At 37.7% G+C, this 20556-nt stretch carries 26 protein-coding genes; 20 read left to right on the top strand and 6 right to left on the bottom strand.

Annotated elements, in window-relative coordinates:
• The first annotated feature begins 2 nt into the window (after positions 1-2).
• Positions 3-1040, top strand: a complete 1038-nt coding sequence (locus tag H8B06_RS02075) for a PIN domain-containing protein (protein WP_190992724.1) — start codon at positions 3-5, stop codon at positions 1038-1040.
• Here H8B06_RS02075 and H8B06_RS02070 read toward each other — a convergent pair.
• The 3 genes from H8B06_RS02070 to tcmP (H8B06_RS02060) are packed head-to-tail and all read right to left on the bottom strand — an operon-like array spanning position 1037 to position 3811.
• Complete coding sequence (locus H8B06_RS02070) at positions 1037-1774, bottom strand: DUF5131 family protein (protein WP_190992602.1); 738 nt, start codon at positions 1772-1774, stop codon at positions 1037-1039. The genes H8B06_RS02075 and H8B06_RS02070 overlap by 4 nt on opposite strands.
• Positions 1775-1787: 13 nt before the next feature.
• Positions 1788-2921, bottom strand: a complete 1134-nt coding sequence (gene tcmP / locus H8B06_RS02065; RefSeq protein ID WP_190992601.1) for a three-Cys-motif partner protein TcmP — start codon at positions 2919-2921, stop codon at positions 1788-1790.
• A 50-nt stretch (positions 2922-2971) separates the two neighbouring features.
• On the bottom strand, positions 2972-3811 hold the full coding sequence (gene tcmP / locus H8B06_RS02060; RefSeq protein ID WP_190992600.1) for a three-Cys-motif partner protein TcmP: 840 nt from the start codon (positions 3809-3811) through the stop codon (positions 2972-2974).
• Positions 3812-4109: 298 nt separating this feature from the next.
• On the opposite strand from tcmP (H8B06_RS02060), the gene H8B06_RS02055 reads away from it, so the two are divergent.
• From H8B06_RS02055 to H8B06_RS01985, 14 genes are all read left to right on the top strand, one after another.
• Positions 4110-5048, top strand: a complete 939-nt coding sequence (locus H8B06_RS02055; RefSeq protein ID WP_190992599.1) for an SRPBCC family protein — start codon at positions 4110-4112, stop codon at positions 5046-5048.
• Positions 5049-5092: 44 nt separating this feature from the next.
• The gene (locus H8B06_RS02050; RefSeq protein ID WP_190992598.1) at positions 5093-5425 is read left to right on the top strand and encodes an EF-Tu C-terminal domain-related protein; all 333 of its coding nucleotides are present in this window, start codon (positions 5093-5095) and stop codon (positions 5423-5425) included.
• Between the two features lie 1098 nt (positions 5426-6523).
• Positions 6524-6949 carry a DinB family protein gene (locus H8B06_RS02045; protein ID WP_190992597.1) on the top strand — a complete coding sequence of 142 codons (426 nt, stop codon included), beginning with the start codon at positions 6524-6526 and terminating at the stop codon, positions 6947-6949.
• A 181-nt stretch (positions 6950-7130) separates the two neighbouring features.
• Positions 7131-7688, top strand: a complete 558-nt coding sequence (locus tag H8B06_RS02040) for a dihydrofolate reductase family protein (RefSeq protein WP_190992596.1) — start codon at positions 7131-7133, stop codon at positions 7686-7688.
• A 461-nt stretch (positions 7689-8149) separates the two neighbouring features.
• A complete protein-coding gene (locus tag H8B06_RS02030) occupies positions 8150-8980 on the top strand; it encodes a KilA-N domain-containing protein (protein WP_190992594.1) in 831 nt (276 codons plus the stop codon).
• Positions 8977-9267, top strand: a complete 291-nt coding sequence (locus H8B06_RS02025) for a hypothetical protein (protein ID WP_190992593.1) — start codon at positions 8977-8979, stop codon at positions 9265-9267. Before H8B06_RS02030 ends, H8B06_RS02025 begins: the two co-directional genes overlap by 4 nt.
• Positions 9268-9411: 144 nt before the next feature.
• Positions 9412-9993 (top strand): hypothetical protein, encoded by a 582-nt coding sequence (locus tag H8B06_RS02020; protein WP_223857417.1) that lies wholly within the window; start codon positions 9412-9414, stop codon positions 9991-9993.
• A gap of 83 nt (positions 9994-10076) precedes the next feature.
• Complete coding sequence (locus tag H8B06_RS02015) at positions 10077-10607, top strand: hypothetical protein (protein WP_190992592.1); 531 nt, start codon at positions 10077-10079, stop codon at positions 10605-10607.
• Positions 10608-10713: 106 nt separating this feature from the next.
• Positions 10714-11331, top strand: a complete 618-nt coding sequence (locus tag H8B06_RS02010; RefSeq protein WP_190992591.1) for a hypothetical protein — start codon at positions 10714-10716, stop codon at positions 11329-11331.
• A gap of 77 nt (positions 11332-11408) precedes the next feature.
• Positions 11409-11762 (top strand): hypothetical protein, encoded by a 354-nt coding sequence (locus tag H8B06_RS02005; RefSeq protein ID WP_190992590.1) that lies wholly within the window; start codon positions 11409-11411, stop codon positions 11760-11762.
• A 244-nt stretch (positions 11763-12006) separates the two neighbouring features.
• Positions 12007-12489, top strand: coding sequence for a hypothetical protein (locus H8B06_RS02000; RefSeq protein WP_190992589.1), 483 nt, complete (start codon positions 12007-12009; stop codon positions 12487-12489).
• 232 nt (positions 12490-12721) lie between these two features.
• Positions 12722-13057: a hypothetical protein gene (locus H8B06_RS01995; protein WP_190992588.1), complete on the top strand. Its 336-nt coding sequence runs from the start codon at positions 12722-12724 to the stop codon at positions 13055-13057.
• Between the two features lie 476 nt (positions 13058-13533).
• Positions 13534-14172 carry a suppressor of fused domain protein gene (locus H8B06_RS01990; protein ID WP_190992587.1) on the top strand — a complete coding sequence of 213 codons (639 nt, stop codon included), beginning with the start codon at positions 13534-13536 and terminating at the stop codon, positions 14170-14172.
• A 143-nt stretch (positions 14173-14315) separates the two neighbouring features.
• Positions 14316-14945: a hypothetical protein gene (locus H8B06_RS01985; RefSeq protein WP_190992586.1), complete on the top strand. Its 630-nt coding sequence runs from the start codon at positions 14316-14318 to the stop codon at positions 14943-14945.
• Positions 14946-15017: 72 nt separating this feature from the next.
• Here H8B06_RS01985 and H8B06_RS01980 read toward each other — a convergent pair whose 3' ends face one another.
• Positions 15018-16175, bottom strand: coding sequence for a Kelch repeat-containing protein (locus H8B06_RS01980; protein WP_190992585.1), 1158 nt, complete (start codon positions 16173-16175; stop codon positions 15018-15020).
• Positions 16176-16208: 33 nt separating this feature from the next.
• Between H8B06_RS01980 and H8B06_RS01975 the strand changes: the two genes are divergently transcribed.
• Positions 16209-16394: a hypothetical protein gene (locus H8B06_RS01975; protein ID WP_190992584.1), complete on the top strand. Its 186-nt coding sequence runs from the start codon at positions 16209-16211 to the stop codon at positions 16392-16394.
• A 373-nt stretch (positions 16395-16767) separates the two neighbouring features.
• Positions 16768-17241 carry an ORF6N domain-containing protein gene (locus H8B06_RS01970; protein ID WP_190992583.1) on the top strand — a complete coding sequence of 158 codons (474 nt, stop codon included), beginning with the start codon at positions 16768-16770 and terminating at the stop codon, positions 17239-17241.
• On the opposite strand, the gene H8B06_RS01965 is transcribed toward H8B06_RS01970, so the two are convergent.
• Positions 17222-18286, bottom strand: a complete 1065-nt coding sequence (locus tag H8B06_RS01965; RefSeq protein WP_190992582.1) for an SMI1/KNR4 family protein — start codon at positions 18284-18286, stop codon at positions 17222-17224. The genes H8B06_RS01970 and H8B06_RS01965 overlap by 20 nt on opposite strands.
• Before the next feature lie 139 nt (positions 18287-18425).
• A complete protein-coding gene (locus tag H8B06_RS01960; RefSeq protein ID WP_190992581.1) occupies positions 18426-18788 on the bottom strand; it encodes a hypothetical protein in 363 nt (120 codons plus the stop codon).
• Positions 18789-18794: 6 nt separating this feature from the next.
• Between H8B06_RS01960 and H8B06_RS20555 the strand changes: the two genes are divergently transcribed.
• From H8B06_RS20555 to H8B06_RS01945, 3 genes are read left to right on the top strand one after another with little or no spacing between them, the layout of a single operon-like run.
• Positions 18795-18992 (top strand): ORF6N domain-containing protein, encoded by a 198-nt coding sequence (locus H8B06_RS20555; protein ID WP_223857416.1) that lies wholly within the window; start codon positions 18795-18797, stop codon positions 18990-18992.
• A complete protein-coding gene (locus H8B06_RS01950; RefSeq protein ID WP_223857415.1) occupies positions 18979-19491 on the top strand; it encodes a hypothetical protein in 513 nt (170 codons plus the stop codon). The genes H8B06_RS20555 and H8B06_RS01950 overlap by 14 nt, the downstream gene beginning before the upstream one ends.
• Positions 19488-20174 carry a hypothetical protein gene (locus tag H8B06_RS01945; RefSeq protein ID WP_190992580.1) on the top strand — a complete coding sequence of 229 codons (687 nt, stop codon included), beginning with the start codon at positions 19488-19490 and terminating at the stop codon, positions 20172-20174. Before H8B06_RS01950 ends, H8B06_RS01945 begins: the two co-directional genes overlap by 4 nt.
• The last annotated feature ends 382 nt before the right edge of the window (positions 20175-20556 follow it).

The raw sequence follows: 20556 nt of genomic DNA, 5'->3' as shown, positions 1-20556 counted from the left end.
ATATCCTTTATGATGACCCTTATTTTAAAGGAATAAACAGATTCCTGTTAGAGGAAAGCGAACAGAAAAAGATCAATTTGTACATCTCCAATATAGTTATTGTAGAAGTTCTGGAAAAATACAAAACCCGTATAAAAACCGAGATCAACAACTATAAGCGATCTAAAAATATATTATTAAAGCTAAGCACGTTGACCTTTTATGACATTCATTTGGAAAGGGACAAATTAGTTGAAGAATTAGATGAATATTACAAATCGCTAATCAAGTCTGATAAAATAAAATTAATCATGGCCAATGAGCAAATATTCTCCTATGTATTAGACCATATTTTATATAAAAAACCTCCTTTTTTCAATAACAAAAATGAACTTAAGGACTCTTTAATCTGGTTTTCATATGCTGAATACGCTGGACAAAATCAATTATCGAACTGTATTTTGCTCACCATGAACACAAAAGACTTTGGTGAAAATACGGGTAATCTACATCCCAATCTTTATGACATACACCCTTTCAATCTTGTGGCAGACGTGAAGTTGTTAAATCATAATCTCCAATTGGACGTCAATACAGAAAAGGTATCACTCTCAGAGCAGCAAGTTTATGAGGATAAGACAGCAGATTTACTGCGTCAAGTAGTATTCACCCATGAACAGGACTTTTTCTTCGAGGAGTTAGAATATGTTATTTCTGAAAAATTTTCAGTTTTTAATTTTGACGACAGTCTGAATATAAAAAAGCCTATTATTCAACTAAATCACTATACTATAAAAACATTTGAAGATCTTACATACGAAATCGACGATGGATTACAAGTTATAACAGGAACAGCTCATTTAAAAACAGCAATCGATATCTTTGATCCTCACCCCAAACGTATTGAAAATAACTTAGGAATAAAACATTACGGTCCATATGAGAAAGAATTAAAAATACACTTCGAAGTCAGATTAACAACCTTCAATAAAATAGAATACTTTGATATCAGTAACCTATCTGAAAATTGGTTTTACGAGGAAGACGATTTGCCCTTTTAAACCACATCGTATTCCGGCTCCTCGTTCCACTCTTGGCCCGCAAGTACGCGACCGTTCGCCTTTTTGCTACGGCGGACGCCGTCACCACCCCATGTACCCCACTGTTTGAAGAAAAAAGCAGCATTTTGCTCCTGGCATTGCCGCATAACACGTAAAGCCCATTCAGGTTTCATAGGCCGAGCCTTAGGTCCGCTCTCCCCACCTACGATTACCCAATGTATATTCGTTAAATCCAACTCTCCCAAATCTTCCAACAGAGGTTCAACAGATAAGAAACGAATACGCGCCTCAATATTTCTAAGAATATCAATTCGGTGTTTTGCTTTTTTGAATTCTACCGTGACACCAAGCCAAACGTTGTCGGGTATATCCCGAGTCTTACAGTATTCTTCTAGTATTTTCTCACGCTTGGTCAATATTTGATAAGTATGTTGTGGTGTCGCCCGCATTACATCAAAAACGCGATCCAAATAATCGAATGGCATCTCCTCATGAAATAAGTCGCTCATGGAATTTACAAAGAACTTGGTAGGCTTCTTGATCCGCATCGGCATATCCAGACGCTCCGGCATTAAAGTAAATTCAAAACCATTTTCATATCCTGGTGCACCCATCGCTTTAAGACGCTTCGCCATCGTTTCTGCATAGCAATGTTTACACCCCGCCGTAACTTTATTACACCCGGTGGATGGATTCCACGTGGCTTCCGTCCATTCTATTTTAGATGTTTTCATAGTTTACACTCCTTTACTTTGTGCTAAAATATGCCTTTACTTCTTGATTATTTTTATATGATTCCCACCCTATATAAAACGCAGATTTTCTAGCAGCCTTACCGTCAGGTAAAGTTGCAACTAAAATTCCATCATCTTGCCATTTTTTTAAAATCTGTACAGCATGTGAAGTTAGATGCCCCTTTTGTAACGTAAAAACGTACAGATCCTTATTAGAACGTCTTTCCTTCAGATAAGCCTTCAATTCCTTTTCAAACTTAGACGTATTTGGCCCGTTGATTACTTGAGAAAATAAGTTAGAAGACGCAGCATTGAATTTCCAACCTCTTCCATCTTCTGCATCGATTTCCCACTTTGCATCCAACATACGATCAAATCCATAAATATGACTGGTGAAAAAGAACAAGCAGAAAAACTGATTTTTGTCTCTGCTAATAATAAATGAATCTACAAAAAAATCGTCCCCCAGATTTCGCTGGAATGCTTGTTTCAGATTTTCAACAAAATCTAGTCCAGTTTCACTCTTTGGCCATTGATCCTCTGGAACAACATCGTTGATAAAATTATGCAGACTCTCCGGTGTGCCGTTCTCACTAAAACGAAACATAAAATGAGTTGGCAAGAACAATAATACCTCAGATTTCTTACTACTCAACAAATCTCTAATTTCACTAAACCGAACATCTTTATAACCATATGGATCGATGAAAACAAATGCCTTCTCATCCTTTGGAAGACTCTTCAATTGTTTAACAACTTCTGGACAGAGTTTCTTATAATCTTCTGTGCAATAATCAAGCGTTCCCATTTCCGGATAATGGATCTTCGCTTCCTTTATATTCTTACACAATGTTTCAATTTTTTTCAGGTCCTTATCATTGAATAAACATTTGTACTTACTACTCAGATCAGTTTTTCGGGATTTGGCCCGGAAATGGGCTTCCTTAAGTTCTCTCAGGATAATCAAGGGACTACCCTCGCCCCCATTTTCATAGATACCGGGTCCACTGAACATATCATAATAATGAACTGTATTCACAAACGGTGTATTACTCATAATGTTAAAATACCTTTGCAAATAAGCACCTAATAACTTCACCTTCACTTCGGAATGTATGAAAAGATGATCCTGTGATTTTTTTTTCATTATTCATTATTTTTGGTTTACAATCCAAATATACTAATATTTTTAGCAAATCAAATGTTTATTTTCTTTATTATGTCGTTTGCTATTTTAGTTGCTACCTCATTATTAGAAGCGAGCACAAAATGAAACATAATAGATTGTTTATTGTTCTTTAATATATAGGGTTTTGAAACATAATTAAACACTTCTTTTAGTCGACCAGTGTATATGCTCTCGATTTTTTGTATTGCTTTTGGATTTTTATAAACGATTTGTTTCTCTCCGAACAACGTCATGGTTTTTATACTGCTATAGAAGTTTGCTATTAATAAATCCCGAGATATACCATAGAATCTTTCAAGTTTCTGCCACCATGCTTCCGAAATATGACTGTCTTTTTTCAATAGACGGTTAACTCCTATACCTGTTGGGACTAAAAGCCACATATCTACAGATAGTCCCTTAAGACATTCAATTGAAGTCCAATCGACTTCCATACCACATGGATCTATAAATGCTAAGACTTTATGGTTCTTCCCTTTTTCTGATTTTAGAAAGTTTGCCATATCCTGCAATTTTCGATTACAATCTCCTTCCACAACGTGCACCCCAGCATCTCTGATTTGGCGAAGGCTACTTTCAAGACTCTTCTTTTTTTGCTTGTCTAATTCGACAAAATAGCAAATATCAAACATCTTGGGCTCTTTTATAGACACAATCTTTTTTGCAGCTCCTTCTATGACAGTAGAATCTAATGGTCCATCCACGCGAATTTCTCCTGAACCAGCGAAACCGTCGAAATATAGGAGTTTCCAATAAGGCCTATTTTTCATAATCTCTAAATAAGCCTTAGCGTAATCTTCAATGATTTTAATCTTTTGATATGTCCAGTTCCCTCCGAAATTGTTCATGTAATTGGATAATAGTTAGTTATTATTTTCCAAGATACAAATAATTTAACCTTTAAAAAAAACAATTTATAGCAATTTTTGTGCTATATTTTAGGTTTAAAGTTAGCATAAGCCGCTTTAATGAGGTTACGGGAAACAGTAAAGCTAAATTGCATCGTGCTATTCTTTATATATGTTCAAAAAGCATATGATCTGCTTCCCTAACCAAAATAAATAACAACTTTTTCTTTTACCTTTTTGGTATATTTACAGGTACCAAAATCGTTACCTGCCATATTAACGAACAACACAGCATACGATGAAAAAAGTACTAAGAGACAGAAGTTTTCAACTCTCCATAATATTAACACTCATTTTTCTTGGGACAGGAATTGCCTTTCTGCTCTTTGGGCTTGCTCATTATAGTTGGGTAATTTTTATCCTTTTACCAATTGTCTTAGGTATTGCTTTAGGTGCGATGCCAAACAAAAAATACATTCTTTGGGGAGCATTGATAACAACTGCTATCGTTCTTATCTGTTTAGTATTTCCTGGACTTTCAGGACTTTTGTGTATCGTGATGACACTTCCTATCATTGTTCCTTTGATTTTCCTCGGTTATGTGATTACACATTTGGTAAGACGATACGGAAAGATTAAAGATACCAACAAGCTTCCTGTTTTACTTTTACCGCTTGTTCCTTTTCTTATAGCAGCACCGACAGAGCAGTTTCTGAAAACAGACAATGAAGTTATAAATGAAGTAAGAACAGAACAAGTTTTTAATTACACACCAGAACAGGTTTATGATGCAATTAAATCTGTTGACACCTTGGACGCTAAGAAACCCTATCTCATGTATTTTGACCTGCCTATTCCTACGAAATGTGTATTGGAAAAAGAAGAAGTTGGTGGCCTTAGAATTTGTTACTTCAAAGCAGGAGAATCAAGTACGCACGACTTTGGGAGCGGGACAATCATAGAAAAAATAACGGAAATGGAACGTGGCAAGGTCTTAAAAATGGATGTAATTGATTATAAGCTTGTCGGACGAAACTGGCTTGGCTTCAAGGAAGCAATCTACTATTTTGACAAAGTTGGCGACAACAGTTGCAAATTGACGAGAATAACGACATACACCTCTGTTTTGACACCTAGACTTTATTGGCAACCATTAGAAGAGCTTGGCATTAAACAGGAACATGAATATGTATTCAACAATCTGACAAGTGACTTAGAAAGGATGTACGGTCGGTAACGAGATCTGCAAGCAATATATATTTGAGAATTATATCCAATCTTATGGACGAAAAACGAAACGATTTAATAATTGTGAAAGCAAAAGTCACGATGAAAACTACCGAAGAAGGTGGAAGACAATTCGGTTTCAAATCAGGTTATAGACCTAATCACGTATTTGAACTACCGGAGGATTTAAGAAGCATTGAAACTTATATCGGTGACATACAGTTTGATGACCAGGAATTGATAGAACCTGGCGAAACTAAAATCGTGACAGTTAGATTTTTAAAAGTTCCTAAAATTGATACGTTCATGAGGGTTGGTCAAAAATGGTTTATAAATGAGGCGGCAAGGACTTTAGGATTTGGGGAAATACTAGAAATAAAAAACTAACCAATAACCCCAGCTATTTTACAACTGGATTTTTTATCACTATTCAGGTATCCAATATTTTCAAAACAGTTGCCCCTTTTCTGTAATCACATGTTTTTGATGAGGGTGATTGAGTACATTAGGAATAGTACGAGCCAACAGGTTATCATTCACAAGTTTACGGACAACCCTATTTAGCTAGCCAGATATGGCTTCCTGTCCCAATTTTTCGGATATCTCTTTTATCGACAATGCTTTTGCCCCCTAACATCATTCTTAAGATTCTACTGTATAGACTTTCTTGCTGTAGCTCCTGCTGCAACTCTTGCTGTGCTATATACTCCTTATTGATAAACTGAACTTGAAACTTAGTATACGCACCTTCTACATGAGTAGATTTTGTTAAGACCTTATTCAGATGTTATTCGCATGTTGTTCGGAAGATTACCGGCATTCTACCGGGAAGTTACCGGGAATTCACCGTGTTGCGCACGGTAAATCCTCGGTAAATACACGGTAAATCATCGTTGAACGGGCGAACAGAGTCCGAACAGAGTATAAACAAAGGTTAAATAGCATTCGAAGAGACATTGGAAACTTTCACAGCTTTTCGTTGAGTCCCTCATTAACCAGCAAGGATGCGACGTCGGCATATGAAAAAACAGCGACGGCGTGTATCTTCCTGTTTACGTGCATGCACAAAATGAGGGATTCATCGCATACAATAAAAGTTTATTGTTACCTTTATTGTTATAATGAATTATGAATGACACCATTAGGTTATGCGTAAAACCAAAACAGAACTAAAAGCAGTAACCATAGCGGACGATGTCCTCCTCAATAAGATATACGAGTTTAGGGAACAAAAGGTTAGATAGTGATCTGAAGGAGTTATAGACATCCCAGAATAATTTGTACCTTCAAGAACACGTATACATAACATGATCAAAGACGCGTCGAACAGCGAACATTATAATTGGGGCAATGCCTGCGACGGATGGCATTTGGTGAACATTTTAAACAAAACTGATCATACGTTGGAATTTTTGGTTATATCAGAGCCGAAATCGCACGGAGATAGGATTGATTTGTAAGGCTACAATAAAAAAGAAAGACAATATGGTAACTTCCGCGATTCAAAGATTGGAACAATATATAGCTGAAAAATCGTCTCACTTTCGGCTTTTGGATGAAGCCGAATTGGAATTTAAGCCAACTTTAGAGAAATGGAGTAAAAAGGAAATCTTTGGCCACCTTATCGACAGTGCTACAAACAATCTCACACGTTTCATAAGAGGTCAATTTGAAGACAACCCTATCATCTTGTATGACCAAGATCAATGGTGCAAACACAATTATTATCAGGTTGCGGACTTTTCTCAAATGATCGCACTTTGGGAAAGCTTAAACAGGCAATTAGTCTTCATCTGGAAACAGTTGTCTTCCGAGGCATTACAACGGAAGGCTAATGACCATACGCTAGCATTTCTGGCCGAAGATTACGTGAGTCACCTGGAGCATCATTTAAATCAGATAGCGGAATAAGCTATTGCACTTACAGAATACGGCAATGCCTGCTGTTGATGGATCGAGTTCCAGTTGTCGATATATTCAAGATTGCCGCAAAAGGCAGATATCCGGAATATGTTATACTTTCTTGTCTTAGGCGAAGCGCGATTAAAAGCGATTCTCGTACTATTGCACTGATAACAGTTATGCGTATACGATGAGAACAGTAAGATTTTGTATCAACATGAGCCTTGACGGTTACTGTGACCACACCGCTTTCAGTCCTGATGAAGCGGTTTTAGAGTACTTTACTGCCATGATGGACGATGTTGACCTGCTTTTCTTTGGGCGTATCATGTACCAACTTATGTTTCCGTACTGGCGCGAAGTTGCCAGGGATCAGTCTGGCAGCCCCGCTGAAAATCGATTTGCTGAAAAGCTTAGCGCTATGGATAGCGTTGTCATTTCCCGATCGTTGGACATTGTCGGCGAAAACGTTCGTATCGTCCGTAGCGATCCGGCGGGAGAACTTCTGAAATTGAAGCAGCAAGTCGGAAAAACCATTCTGATGGACAGTATCAGCCTGCTTCCCGAAATGATTGCTGCAGGCCTTATCGATGAATTTTTTCTTGTTATCCATCCTGTTATTGTGGGTAATGGCAGACATTTGCTAGATACTGGAAGCCTGCATGAGAAACTTAACCTTCAACTGGTCGATACCATCAAATTTAAATCTGGATCTATAGCGCTCCATTACGTGAAGTCCGGTTTATAAAGTTGATCCCAAAACACTGTCACACTTTTGCGGTATACACGACGCAAATTTCCCATTTTGCGCATATTCAAAGAAACATCGACAATGTATTTAACGGCTTTGACAACCGTCAAAATCAAACGGACGCCTGTTGATATGAATTTGTCCATGTACGGAACGTTGTATTCTTCCATGTGCCAAATAAGTACCCTGACAAAACCATTTAAGCAATGTAGTATTCCGCTTTGACAGCCGTCAGAAAAAATTATGCAGGCAACATATTCATTTTGTTTCCTGGCGAAGTCGATATATTCCCTGCAGGCACACGCTTGAACATGCGCAGAGCCACCATGAAATGATTGCCCCTAAGTCATAATTGCTAATTTTTTTAGCTTTTCTTTAAATGTTTATTATATTTGAGGCAGCGACTTGGAGGCCCCCAATTGGGATCTAAAAAGATGTATTATAAACACAGGGAAATTATGAGTAAGAGTAAAAAACTAGACGTTCAAGGTATAAGCATTACCACCTATAAGCACGATGACAAAGATTTTATCTCTTTGAGCGATATAGCTAAGCATCGAGACAATGAACGCAGTGATTATATATTGCAAAACTGGATGCGAAATCGCAGCACGATAGAGTTTATAGGCCTTTGGGAACAATTTAATAATCCAAATTTTAATTCCATCGAATTCGATGGAATTAAAAACGCCTCTGGATCAAACAGCTTCTCTCTTACGCCTAAGAGATGGATTCAACAGACGAATGCTATTGGCATAGTATCAAAGACTGGTAGATATGGAGGGGGGACGTATGCTCATAAGGATATTGCTTTTGAATTCGCCACTTGGCTAAGTGCAGAATTTAAATTCTTTCTCATAAAAGAATTCCAACGTCTCAAAGAAGAGGAAAATAACCGGTTAAAACTAGATTGGAATCTGCAAAGAACCTTGGCAAAAGTCAATTACTATATTCATACAGATGCTATCAAAGAAAATTTAATACCAAAAGAAATTACTAAACAACAAATCGGATTAGTATACGCTACCGAAGCTGATTTATTAAACGTCGCTCTCTTTGGATTCACAGCAAAGGATTGGCGAGAGGCAAACACGGATAAGAAAGGTAATGTGCGCGATCATGCTACATTGGAGCAATTGGTTGTTCTGAGTAATCTAGAGAGCATCAACGCGCTACTGATCCAACAGGGATTATCGCAAAGCGCCAGGCTCGTCGAACTGAATAAGGTAGCCATCACACAGATGAGATCGCTATTGGAGAGTAAGGCGGTAAAGAAGTTGAAGGAGTGAACAGTTATAAACGCCAAACTGAACCGTTGGACTACCAGCTCTACCTCCATCTTGCCGACCTTACGGCAGATCAGTTGGGACAAGATCGCATCGACAGACTGAAAGGGCTGTCTCTGGATGCAAGACTGAAAGGCATACAGGTTTGCGATGAGTTAGCATTATCCTTAGGGGGGAGTTGGCAAGAAAAAACGGGTAAGCTAGAAAACCTTAGACTACTAATTAACAGCAACTTGACAATTGTGAATCTAAAAAAAGGGGGGAGCTGGGAACAATACTGTCCTAAATAAATTTTTCGCACGAAAAACACAGCTCTTATGGTGCTTTTGACAAGGATTTATCTATTTTTACAGAAGTTGCCCTCCGTATCCAATTAGAATAGTGCAAACCGTCCTACTTTATCTGGCAGTTAGATAATCAATCTTTGTTACAACATGAAAATATCAACGCTCTCCAACATCATCGCGGTAATCTCAACACTCGGCGTTGTTTTATGGATACTCACAGATTTCCACGGAGGAATGATTATATACTTTTTTTCCTATTCCGTCCTTATAATCCCCATCGTTTTCCTCGCATTTGCATCGTTTATTGAAACTGTAATATCTTCTATCAGAAAAGGTATAAAGCCGAATAGGATTAAGATAATAGCACATAGCATCCTTATCCTAACAATTATCGCATACAATGTATATGAGTCCGAATTATTTTCATCAAAAGGTGTCTTAGTTGCAACATTGAAAGACGATCTATTTCGTTATACGCTGATATTCAAAGAAAATGGCAATTGTGAACACAAGATTGATGGAATGTTGGGTTACAAAGAAAATATAAAAGGTAAATATCGGTTTATTGGAGATACTATTGTCTTCGACATCAAGCCGTATACAAACAACTTCCTGCCCGATACGTTGTTAATCAACAGAAATCAAGGAGCGATCTTCATCAGCAAAGATAAAGATGGTAACTTTTCGAACAAAAAGGAATGGTTGAATCATTTTGAGATACGTGAATAATGAAAGATAAATCAATATCTTTATATGCACATGGGATTAAAACGTCTTTATAGTAGAGACACCGCAATAATAACCGAAAACTGATGGATTCATTTTTACTTTTTTGGAGTACTATAATTTTGATTTTTGCAGCGCTAATCGGTGGTCTGATTTATTTTGCCTATTGGCTACCAAAGAAAGCGGGTTACCCAAAAGTTGGTTGGTTATTCTCTAGCTTATTAACCATTACGTTTCTCTATCTTACCGTTGTAATCGTTTTTGAGGATGAGCTTTTTTCGAAATCTGATGTTCGGGAAAAATTGGGAGAACATGGTTTTAACCTACAACATGATTTCAGCATCGCATCCAATTTGTCCGGTGGATTTAGGGATTATTCCCACCAATTTGTCCTAGATATTTCTAAACGGGATAAAGAGCAAATAATTAACAAGATTACGGATGCGGAAAACTTTCAACCTTTTTTAGAATATGATCTCATGTTAATTGCTGAAAAAATGAGGTATAGTGATGTCGACACTTTTTTACTGCAAACTATCAAACCGAAGATGCTTATGTATATGAATATTTCAAACCTCGTGAAAAGGGGTATGCCCCTATATACACGAAAATATTGATTTCGAAAAAAACAGATAAGCTAACCTATGATTATCTCATTGATTGATAAAGTGATAAGAAGATTAAACAGTACCTACAGTACCTTTTTACTATCATACTACCCAAATGAAATTTGAACTACAAGACCGATTGTATACCCTTCTGGAAACGAAAAAACTTGACGACGCAATCGCTTTGGCAGAAAGTGAACTTCTCAAAATTCCAGAAACAACTTTTCATAAAATCCTAGGAAGAAACATATTGCATATGAATTCTGAATTGGCAGAGTACATTTCCCTTTATGAACAATTAACCTCCCTTGTCCTAAAAAAGAAACAAGGATTGATAAAATTAATTTTTCGTCCACGCCACGCACAGCGACCTGCCGCACTTTATTGTGAAATGAACGGATTTACTATAAATTATGATCGTTGGTCCATTGAATTGTATTCGTATGAGAAGTTTAGTTTAAACGATTGGCATTGGCTTTCTGACGATTCTTCATTAAACGACCTGACAATAACTGGATTTGAGGATATACAATCTGTATTTCATGACTTACACGAAAATGACAGGTTCGACGATCCCAATATTGCTGAAGCCTACAAAGTGTGCGAACTACTTGTGATTTTTCGTTTGCAAGAGCTGTTCAGAGAAGTTTATAAAACCAAACAAGATAGCTGGACTACTATTCCTATGTTTGTGACTGCTCACGATTATGACTTCATCTATAAGGTGAATTAAATGGATTTGAAAACATTCAATGGTGAGATAGAGTTTATTTATCGAGCCGAAGACTAAAAACTAGTTAGCTCAGATTTATGGAAACGATAAAACTACATACTGAGTCATTTTTATTCGAAGACTCAGGCAGACAATTCCGAACAATTCCTTTTTACGAACTCTCCATAGATGAATGGGTAGTTTATGAAACAGGACAACCAAAATATCTTATTGACTTCAACAGGCGGCAAAAACCATTAATCCAAGACCTGAAATCAATGCTTGCAAAAGGTGAAACACTAGACGATGCTGTTGGCAAACTTGGACAGTTACTTGGTCGTGAGTGGACAACAAAACATAACATTGAAGCAAGGGAAATCCCTGATAGTCAGCAGACAGAAATCATTGAGCTTCTGATATTAGAGGACCTTTCTGAACTATTAATTGATTGACACACATTCTCATCCATTTTATAAACAACATTTTTCGAGCGATCTACCTTTATGTGTGACAGTTTCTTGATTGTATACTTTTGGCAATATAGCAAGCAAAGATTTACTGGTTTTCTTTGAATTTATTGTTCAATTAACCTACTTGTTCATGTTACGTGAACAAGTAGGTTAATTGAACAGATTAATTCGTAATTATTAATAATACAAACCATGGTGAACATAAGAACGCATTAGAGCTACCACAATGAATTTCTTAAACAAACTTTTCAGGAAAAACAAAACTCCTCAGGATTGGGAAGAAGCAAAAAAACATGGCAAATCTTTTCCCAAGCACTCCTTTTCTTTATACACGTTAACGATGACCAACGGTGAGATGGGAACCGGCTGGGTAAACAAGGGCTATGGAAACTATGAATACAGACAGTTTTGCCCTTACTACATCGAAATACAGGTCGACCTAACCGACCTTGTAGCTACCGAAAACCCTGATCTAGATATGGGAACGATCGAGGACTTCTTTACTGATGAACTAAACAAAATTTGCATTTGCCATATGGTTTCAAGATTTGTCTCGGAAAATGGAATGTATATCATGCTTTACGCAGAACAGGAAGAACCTGTTATCGAGTATTTGGAAAAGATTCGCAACGATGCAGATAGGCTGGTATCTTTCAAGTATGCATTAATTTACGATCCTAGATGGGTTAACTTTAAGAAGTTTAATTGAGTCAAAAAAAATCTAAACAGCTTTTTCCGTTTTTAGGTAAAATAGCTGTTTTCACGGCAGTGCGTCTCAAAAAGATACTACAATATTGAAGACCATCAAAAATAGGAAGAAAGTAATGATCAATATGTGAATACTTGGATAAATTCTTTGAATGGAAAAGAAAAATGAGATGCTTATATAGCTCTTCGTAAAACTCGGACTGGTTGAAATACGAAAACTTAAAAACACCCCAATGACACTCGACGAAATAACGCTTGAAATTTTAGCCGAAAGAGCATTGTCCCAATTTGACAGTAAGAAGCTTGTTTATTGGGCTATCAGCGTCTTAGAATTAGGATACGAATCTGAAAACCTCTATATCCTTGCAGGCTTGGATCATGAAGAGACAGAAGAGCGAAAAGAATATTTTTGGAAAAGCATCAATGATTTAAAGCTTGATATTGAAAAAACTGATGAAGAACTAATCGAAAAATACGCGATGGTAATTGCAAGGAAAGCTATCAATAAAGAAATTGGTATTGACTATGCATTTAGTCAAATGCGTAAAATAGTTTCTGCAACTGAATAGGATCCTCGTTATATAGCATTTTATGAGATTGATGAAGATTTAGATTATTTGACGTATGACAATTCTACTCTATTTAATTCTGGTTTAACTATTGAAAACTCCAAAGATTTCATCCTAGAAGAATTCAAGATTTTTGTGCAAATGGAAAATCTAAAAATTCCACTAGAAGAACGAAATAAATCTTATTGTGAAAAGTGCAAAAATTTCAATATTCCGATAACAAAGAATAAATTTCAGTTTAAAAAACCTTTTAAATATATCGTCTGTGCTTGTGGAATTTGCGGGTCTGAAAAACTAAAATTCAATAATAATCATGAAGTAAAAAGAATGATAATAGACAAATATAAATTTAGCAACTAGAATTGAGCAAACACCATAGAGCGACGTCTACGACCTGAAAATAACCGACTACGATTCCTATATTTGTGATCATTTACAAATAACGAATCAAGGATTGAAAAATAAAAAAAGAATAGATGGAAAACAACGTTGAGAATAGCGTCGAGATTATCGATTCTCATTTAGGTGAATTCTTCACCGATGAAGATGACATCGTTGTCTTTCACGAAATAGAATCTGAATTAATTCATCGGGACATCTATTTTATTAAAGCAGCCAATGACAGACCATATCATATTTTGTTGAGTTGTGGCATGAGCGCACTACCCATGAGGATACCTAGCGATGTCGAATCATCAGAATTTGCTGAAGTTATGATATTACTGCCAAAGCAATGGAATTTAAACGATGAATCTTTTAGCGACGAACGAAATTATTGGCCAATCAGACTGATGAAAGAATTAATGATGTTACCGCACACCAATAATACCTGGTTAGGCTTTGGACATACATACAGCCATGAAGAGGAAGAAGAATTTGCTCAGGGCGTAGGCTTTAACGCTGTTATGTTAGTGTCATCCATGGAGCTGTCAGATGATTTTACACAAATTAATATTGAAAACAACAAGGTTATTGATATTTATACATTGATTCCACTTTACAAAGAAGAACTGGAATTCAAGAAAAAAAATGGGGCAAATAAGCTACTTGAGAAGCTTGGCCAGTTCGGGATTGAAGAAATAGTCGAAGTAGGCCGAAAAAATGTTTGCAAGTAAACTCTCAACACTTTCAGACAAACTAAGCGGTTTATTAAATTATGGATCGGAATTGTATCAAACAGCGATTCAACGATAGCGTAAAAATAAAGGATGTTGGAAACACCTACGACGCTATGTGCAAACAGCTAACTAACAACAATATGATGACAAAGTTTCTAGAATTAAATAGCCATAAGCTTAAATTCGCATTTCTTTTTATTTCAATAACCTTTACCTCTATCGTGCTAATGGTGGATATTCTAGCATCCATTGTTAACGGAAATGGGCCTATTAATCGATTAATTGTAGTTACTGTTCTACTAACCGCTTCTATCGGTTTTCCCAGCCTTATTGTGGGATCAGTATGTTTGATATGGTTTAATAAAGCGCGGAATCGACATAGAGCATTTCAAAAAGATCCTTTTGACAAATTAGATCGATTAGGCTTTAAAACAGTCTTGACTTACGAAAAAACGAAATGGTATTTTACGGAAGAAATAAAAGAAGCGGAGATCCATGGTTATAGGGTGCATTGTGATGTGCAAAGGGAAACGCCAAAAAAGATCGATTTTATAGCTCATGTTATTTCCATTAATATGACGAAGGAAATCTTTAAAAAATTGGAAAAGGAATTCAAAAATGAAGATATTTATTTTGATTTTGATGGATGCCTAAGAAAAATATATTCTTTAAAAAACACAACGGGCCTAACGATCGAAAATCTGAATGATGATCTCAAAAATTTTGTAGAATTATTGAGATCCAAAGGTTTTGAGCCTAAACAAAAATAAAGCGCGGATAGGTTAATACCTGTCTTAACACCTTAAAACATCTGACGCATCAAATGGGAATATCACTCTACTTTACTGCATCTCTGTACGAGACACCTGAAATATCTCCGTCGGTAGACCTATAGAGTCGTCCACATTGAGCACAGCCTCTCCACCATGCACAACCAGTCGGTCTCCAACTATCTGCATCGTATGAAACAACCGGCTATGTTGAAGTTTAAATTTTTTCCATTCCTCATTACCGAACTGATAAACCAATAAATCGGACGACATCAGGGAACCAGACTCCTCATCGCCCAGCACACGGCCACCACTCAAAATAAGGGCATCGGAAGGCTCGTCTATAAGGATAGCATACAACTCTCTGTACTCAGGAAACCGCAAGGTCGACCACCGTTGATCTTTGATGTCGTATACATCGAGATATGGAGGAGTCTCAAATGCATATGTACTGTAAAAGTAAATCTTTCCGTTATGGGCAAGCATTTTATTATTAAAGTGATGAGCCTTATTCTCCATTTCCTTCCAAACTCGGGATTTCAAATCAAATTGCAATAAAACATGTTTGGTATTAAAATCATTGGTCGTCAGGTTACAGGAGTAAATAGTGTTGCCATCTGAGATAATAGACTGTACATCTCCTTGATAAATCGGATCTATTGCAATAGTCTCCCACGCCTGCATAGAATGATCGAAGATGTAAAAGTTTGCGTAGCTAAGTACAATTAAATACTGATCCCCTCCTACGGTAACCGCGCGATAGGAGAAATCACCAGTACCGAGTACCTTGTGATCGATATGGTCCAATGATAAAGTAAAACGATCTATACGTGGGCCTTCCAGCATACCGTGCCATCCTCCTGAGACAAATACCTGATTGTTCAAGATATGAACAAAGCTCTCCATCCTCGGCTTACTCAGCGGAGCAGACGTCCATTCAAACGTCTGCATATCCAATTTATACACGCTGGAAGTATACGACATAGGATGATGCCCGCCTCCGACATAAAATGAAACTCCGTCCGTTGCGCTAGACATTTTTTTTCGTGACTCCGGTGCTTCATAAGAATGGAGAAAGAGTAATTCAACATCTTGAGGTGGAATAGAAGGCGATTCCGGTTCTTCTGTCTCTTGATCATCGGCTTTCTTACAGGAGCATGCAAGAACGCCAATGAAAAACGCGCAGAAAACACCCACACTGAACAAATAGCGAAAACGGTAACAGCTCATAAAAAGATATTTGATTAATAAAATACTGCCACAATGTTACAAAATATCGTTTATGTTTTACGGATTATATGTTCCAACGTGGGAGAATTTATGGTTGAACTGACCGCTGCCATTAAACATGCGAGGTCGGCGCAAGGAAATATCACATCGTTGCATACGCCTGTCTATTTCTTTACCATTATGTACTTGTACATGGGAATGCCTGCACTGTACATGTAAATGCATGCACTGCACATCTTTGTTTTGTACCAGAACAAATTACATATGTTCGTTGCGTTGTTGATTATGTTATGTGACATAGCCGTCAGCGACATGTTCATTGGGCGTAACTACAAGGAACATGTTCGCACATTGAAGCTAAACAACGTTCAACACATGGATTTACTCGTTATGTCAACGAACAAGTCCACAATGTAACGTGACAAAGCCGCTAACTACAGTGAGTGATTGGTTATGTCACTGTACATAGCCGTTAAGTACCTGGAGGTTGGGGCTATGTATATGTACAAAATGGAAGATTCTATTGCTTTACAATAAAAGTTTATGATTACCTTTATTGGTATAATGAATTATGAACGATACCCATTAAGTTATGAGTAAAACCAAAACAGAACTAAAAGCAGTAGCTATAGCTGATGATGTCCTTGCCAACAAAATTTACGAGTTTAGAGGACAAAAAGTAATATTAGATAGTGATCTAGCAGAATTGTATAGCGTCGAGACTAAACAGCTCAAAAGACAAGTGCGAAGAAACATAGATCGTTTTCCAGAAGATTTCATGTTTGAGCTTACGAAGCAAGAGTTAGAAATCTTAAGGAGCCAATTTGGCACCTTAAGGCATGGCGAGCATACGAAGTATGCACCTATGGTATTTACCGAACATGGTGTATTAATGTTATCAAGTGTGCTAAACAGTAAACAAGCCATAGCGGTCAACATTCAGATTATGCGCGTTTTCACGAAGTTGCGTCAATTCCTGACAGACAACTCTCGTATACAGCATGAGCTTACAGAAATGAGATACGCGCCTATGGCGCTTGCCCGGACTATTCCTCCTTTTCTATAATGAAGTCAAATCGCTCTTGACCGTGTTGTTTGATATACGCTATTTCCATTTCCACCAAAGCAGTCAAAGAAGGCGCTACAACTGTCCGCTCCCACGACTCATTTACCAATTCGAGAATCTGGCCATAGGTTCCCTGTTCACTCGGATCCGTGTCGATAAGCAGATAATCGCCATTTCTTCCCTCTGCAAATGGAATCCATTTGGGGTTGGCATAATCTGTGCTTTTGATGCGGGAATCATAACCCAACAGATTTTCCGGCTCTACTTGTTCTCCGAATTGAAGACTATCAATCATATTCCACTGATCAACAATGCGGGAGAAGGGTAGCAGATCATAATCAAAGCTATTCACGTGGAAACCAAATGGAGACGTCACGGGATCATAATCCACATTGTGAACTTTATAAAAATTAATCAGTTCATTTGGAATAGTTACCGGTAAAGCTGCCCGAACACGATCTAGGTTTTCTTGCGTAATACCGTGCTTCAGATTATAATAAGGGTTATTATCCGTAACGAAAACAGAAACATGGGTAATCCAGTCCTGCCAAAGGTCGTGGTAATGCGCATACTCCTTATCAAGAGGAAGAGTGATAGGTAGTTCTTCTTCGCTTGCTTTTTGATAAACCGACAGCGACACCGATGCAACTTCCCCGTCCTCATAATCAAACCAGGCGCTAAGATGCCCCACTACAAATGCACCACTACTGTCGCCCGAAAAGAGCTTGATACGTTTTTTTCTATTTTCCTGATAATACGTTCGAATCTCCTGCCCGTTCAGAAGACACATTCCACCAAAAGACTGTTGAGGAGCATGTTTGTAGTCATCCAGATGATAATGTACTTCCAAGGTGTGTATACCTTCCGATTGGCTGCCATAACCTTTTAGACCAAAATCATCCCAAATAAATAAGACATTTGCTTTTGTGGGAAACACTCTGGCGTTTCCTAAAATTGCGTTTAGATGCGCTGGAGCTATCGGAAAACGAACTGAATGGCCATTAATAGTTAGTCCGTTGTCGGTAAGTTCAATTTTGTGTAGCATAAATGTATAAAAATCCATCTTAAGAATGTCTAAAACACCCAAGCATAACAAACACAAACACCTATAAACGGTATATGCGCAAGCTCAGTTAATGATCATTTGCCTAGGTGTTCTTTGATATTAAAGTCTTCACAAGATACTAAACAATCTCATTATTAGACAATAGTAGGTATTCAATTATTACCACCTCCAACACTAACCGAAATGCGACGTCGTCGCACGACTGTATGCAACTTCCGTCCATCTGTATCGCCTCGGCACACGGCGAGATGATGTCGGCGTACAGGGAAACTATTTCGAAGAACGGAAGTGTCATATCGGTGCACGAAAGAACGGTTTCCCCGTATGGGGAGATTAAACGGATGACCATCAGTATCACTTCTCCATACGGATTATTTACATCCCCGTACCACGAAACGGTGTCGTTGCCCCAGTATGTCGGCGTACGGGAAAATAGCGAATTATTACCTTTATTGGTATAATGAATTATGAACAATACCATTAAGTTATGAGTAAAAGCAAAACAGAACTAAAAGAAGTAGCTACAGCAAACGATGTCCTCGCCAACAAGATATACGAGTTAAGAGGACAAAAAGTGATGCTGCATAGTGATCTGGCGGAGTTGTATGGGTTAAATCCCTGTTCGCTGTTTGCGATTTGCGAACAGAAAACAAATTCTCTATCTTTGTTTTATGAAAAATCATAATGGCATGCGTCCTTTAGACATCGTGGTATTGATGAAAATCATAGCACTGAATGATGAGCCTTGGCAATATAGAGATTTATCATCCACTTTATTTATCAGTGTTTCGGAAATCTCTGCATCGCTGAACAGAAGTATGGTTGCAGGTTTAGTGGATAAAGAAAAGAAAAAAGTTAGACGAAATGCGCTAATGGAGTTTATACAATATGGTCTGCATTATGTATTTCCACAGGTACCGGGTCCTATCGTCAATGGTATGAAGACTGCGCATTCTCATCCATTTTATAAACAACATTTTTCGAGCGATCTACCTTATGTATGGCCAGCAGTAGATGGAAATGCACGAGGTCAGTCTGTCGAGCCGTTACATAAAGGTGTTGTAAAAGCCTCTCTACAAGATGATATTTTGTATAAATTACTAGCAAGTATCGATATTTTGCGGGTGGGCAAAGTGAGGGAGAAAAACTTGGCCATTGAGGAACTGAAAAAGCATTTGTTATGAGCCACAAGGAGAATCTGTTACGGATTAAGGCAGTGTATAATGCACTGGAAGAATTGGCAAAAGACGTTGTTTTTGTAGGTGGTGCTACCGTCTCGCTGTATACCGACAGAGTGGCCGAAGAAGTTCGTCCAACTGACGACATAGATATATTGGTTGAGCTGGTAAGTTATCAAGGATATGCGGACATTGAAGAAAAACTGAGAAAAAAAGGGTTTATTAACGATTGGGAGTCCGGTGTTATCTGTCGTTATAAGGTACAAGGTATCATCGTTGACGTGATGCCAACCTCAGATCAAATCCTCGGATTCTCCAATAAATGGTATACGCCGGGCTTCTCTAATGCAATTGACTACGCATTGGACGAAAAGCACATTATCAAAATATTCGCACCTCCATATTTTCTCGCAACCAAGCTGGAGGCGTTTAATAACAGGGGACATGGAGATGGGCGTACGAGTACCGATTTCGAAGATATCGTCTATTTTTTGAATAACAGATCAACGATTTGGGAAGAACTCCAGAATACGGAGACGCATTTAAAAGCTTATATAGTAGATTCATTTCAAGATTTGCTAAATAATAAATATATCGATGAATGGATCAGTGTGCACCTCGAATATTCAGAGCAAGAACGACAGGACTTTATATTGGATTCTATGCGAAATATACTCCTCGATAAATAGTAGATCGCTTATCCGTCAAAGCATGATACGACCTGCAGCATTTTTTCCTTCATCTCTCCAAATAGCCTTAATGAGCACGGCTAGTTTTCGTTTTAATGCTTTCATTGCACCGTCATTTTGACCAAGCTCCTGCTACGCCATATACTCCTTATTGATAAACTGCACTTGAAACTGGAGTCCACCACGTTCAAACCACTTAAATTCGATTTCGGGATAAGCTATTTCAGGACAAGACATTGCGGTGCAATCGTCTTCATCATCACGTCATCTAAGCAGGACTTTATGGAAAGGTTTCTCCATAATGCTGTCAATAATAATTAAGAATTGACCTGAAAAAGGGGTAACAAAAAGAATATTCCGATGATCTACTATCAAAGAAAAA

It is taken from the genome of Sphingobacterium micropteri (assembly GCF_014692515.1).
GTDB classification, from domain to species: domain Bacteria; phylum Bacteroidota; class Bacteroidia; order Sphingobacteriales; family Sphingobacteriaceae; genus Sphingobacterium; species Sphingobacterium micropteri.
The sequence above is the reverse complement of the archived record's forward strand: the minus strand, read 5'-3'. Positions and strand labels throughout refer to the sequence as shown.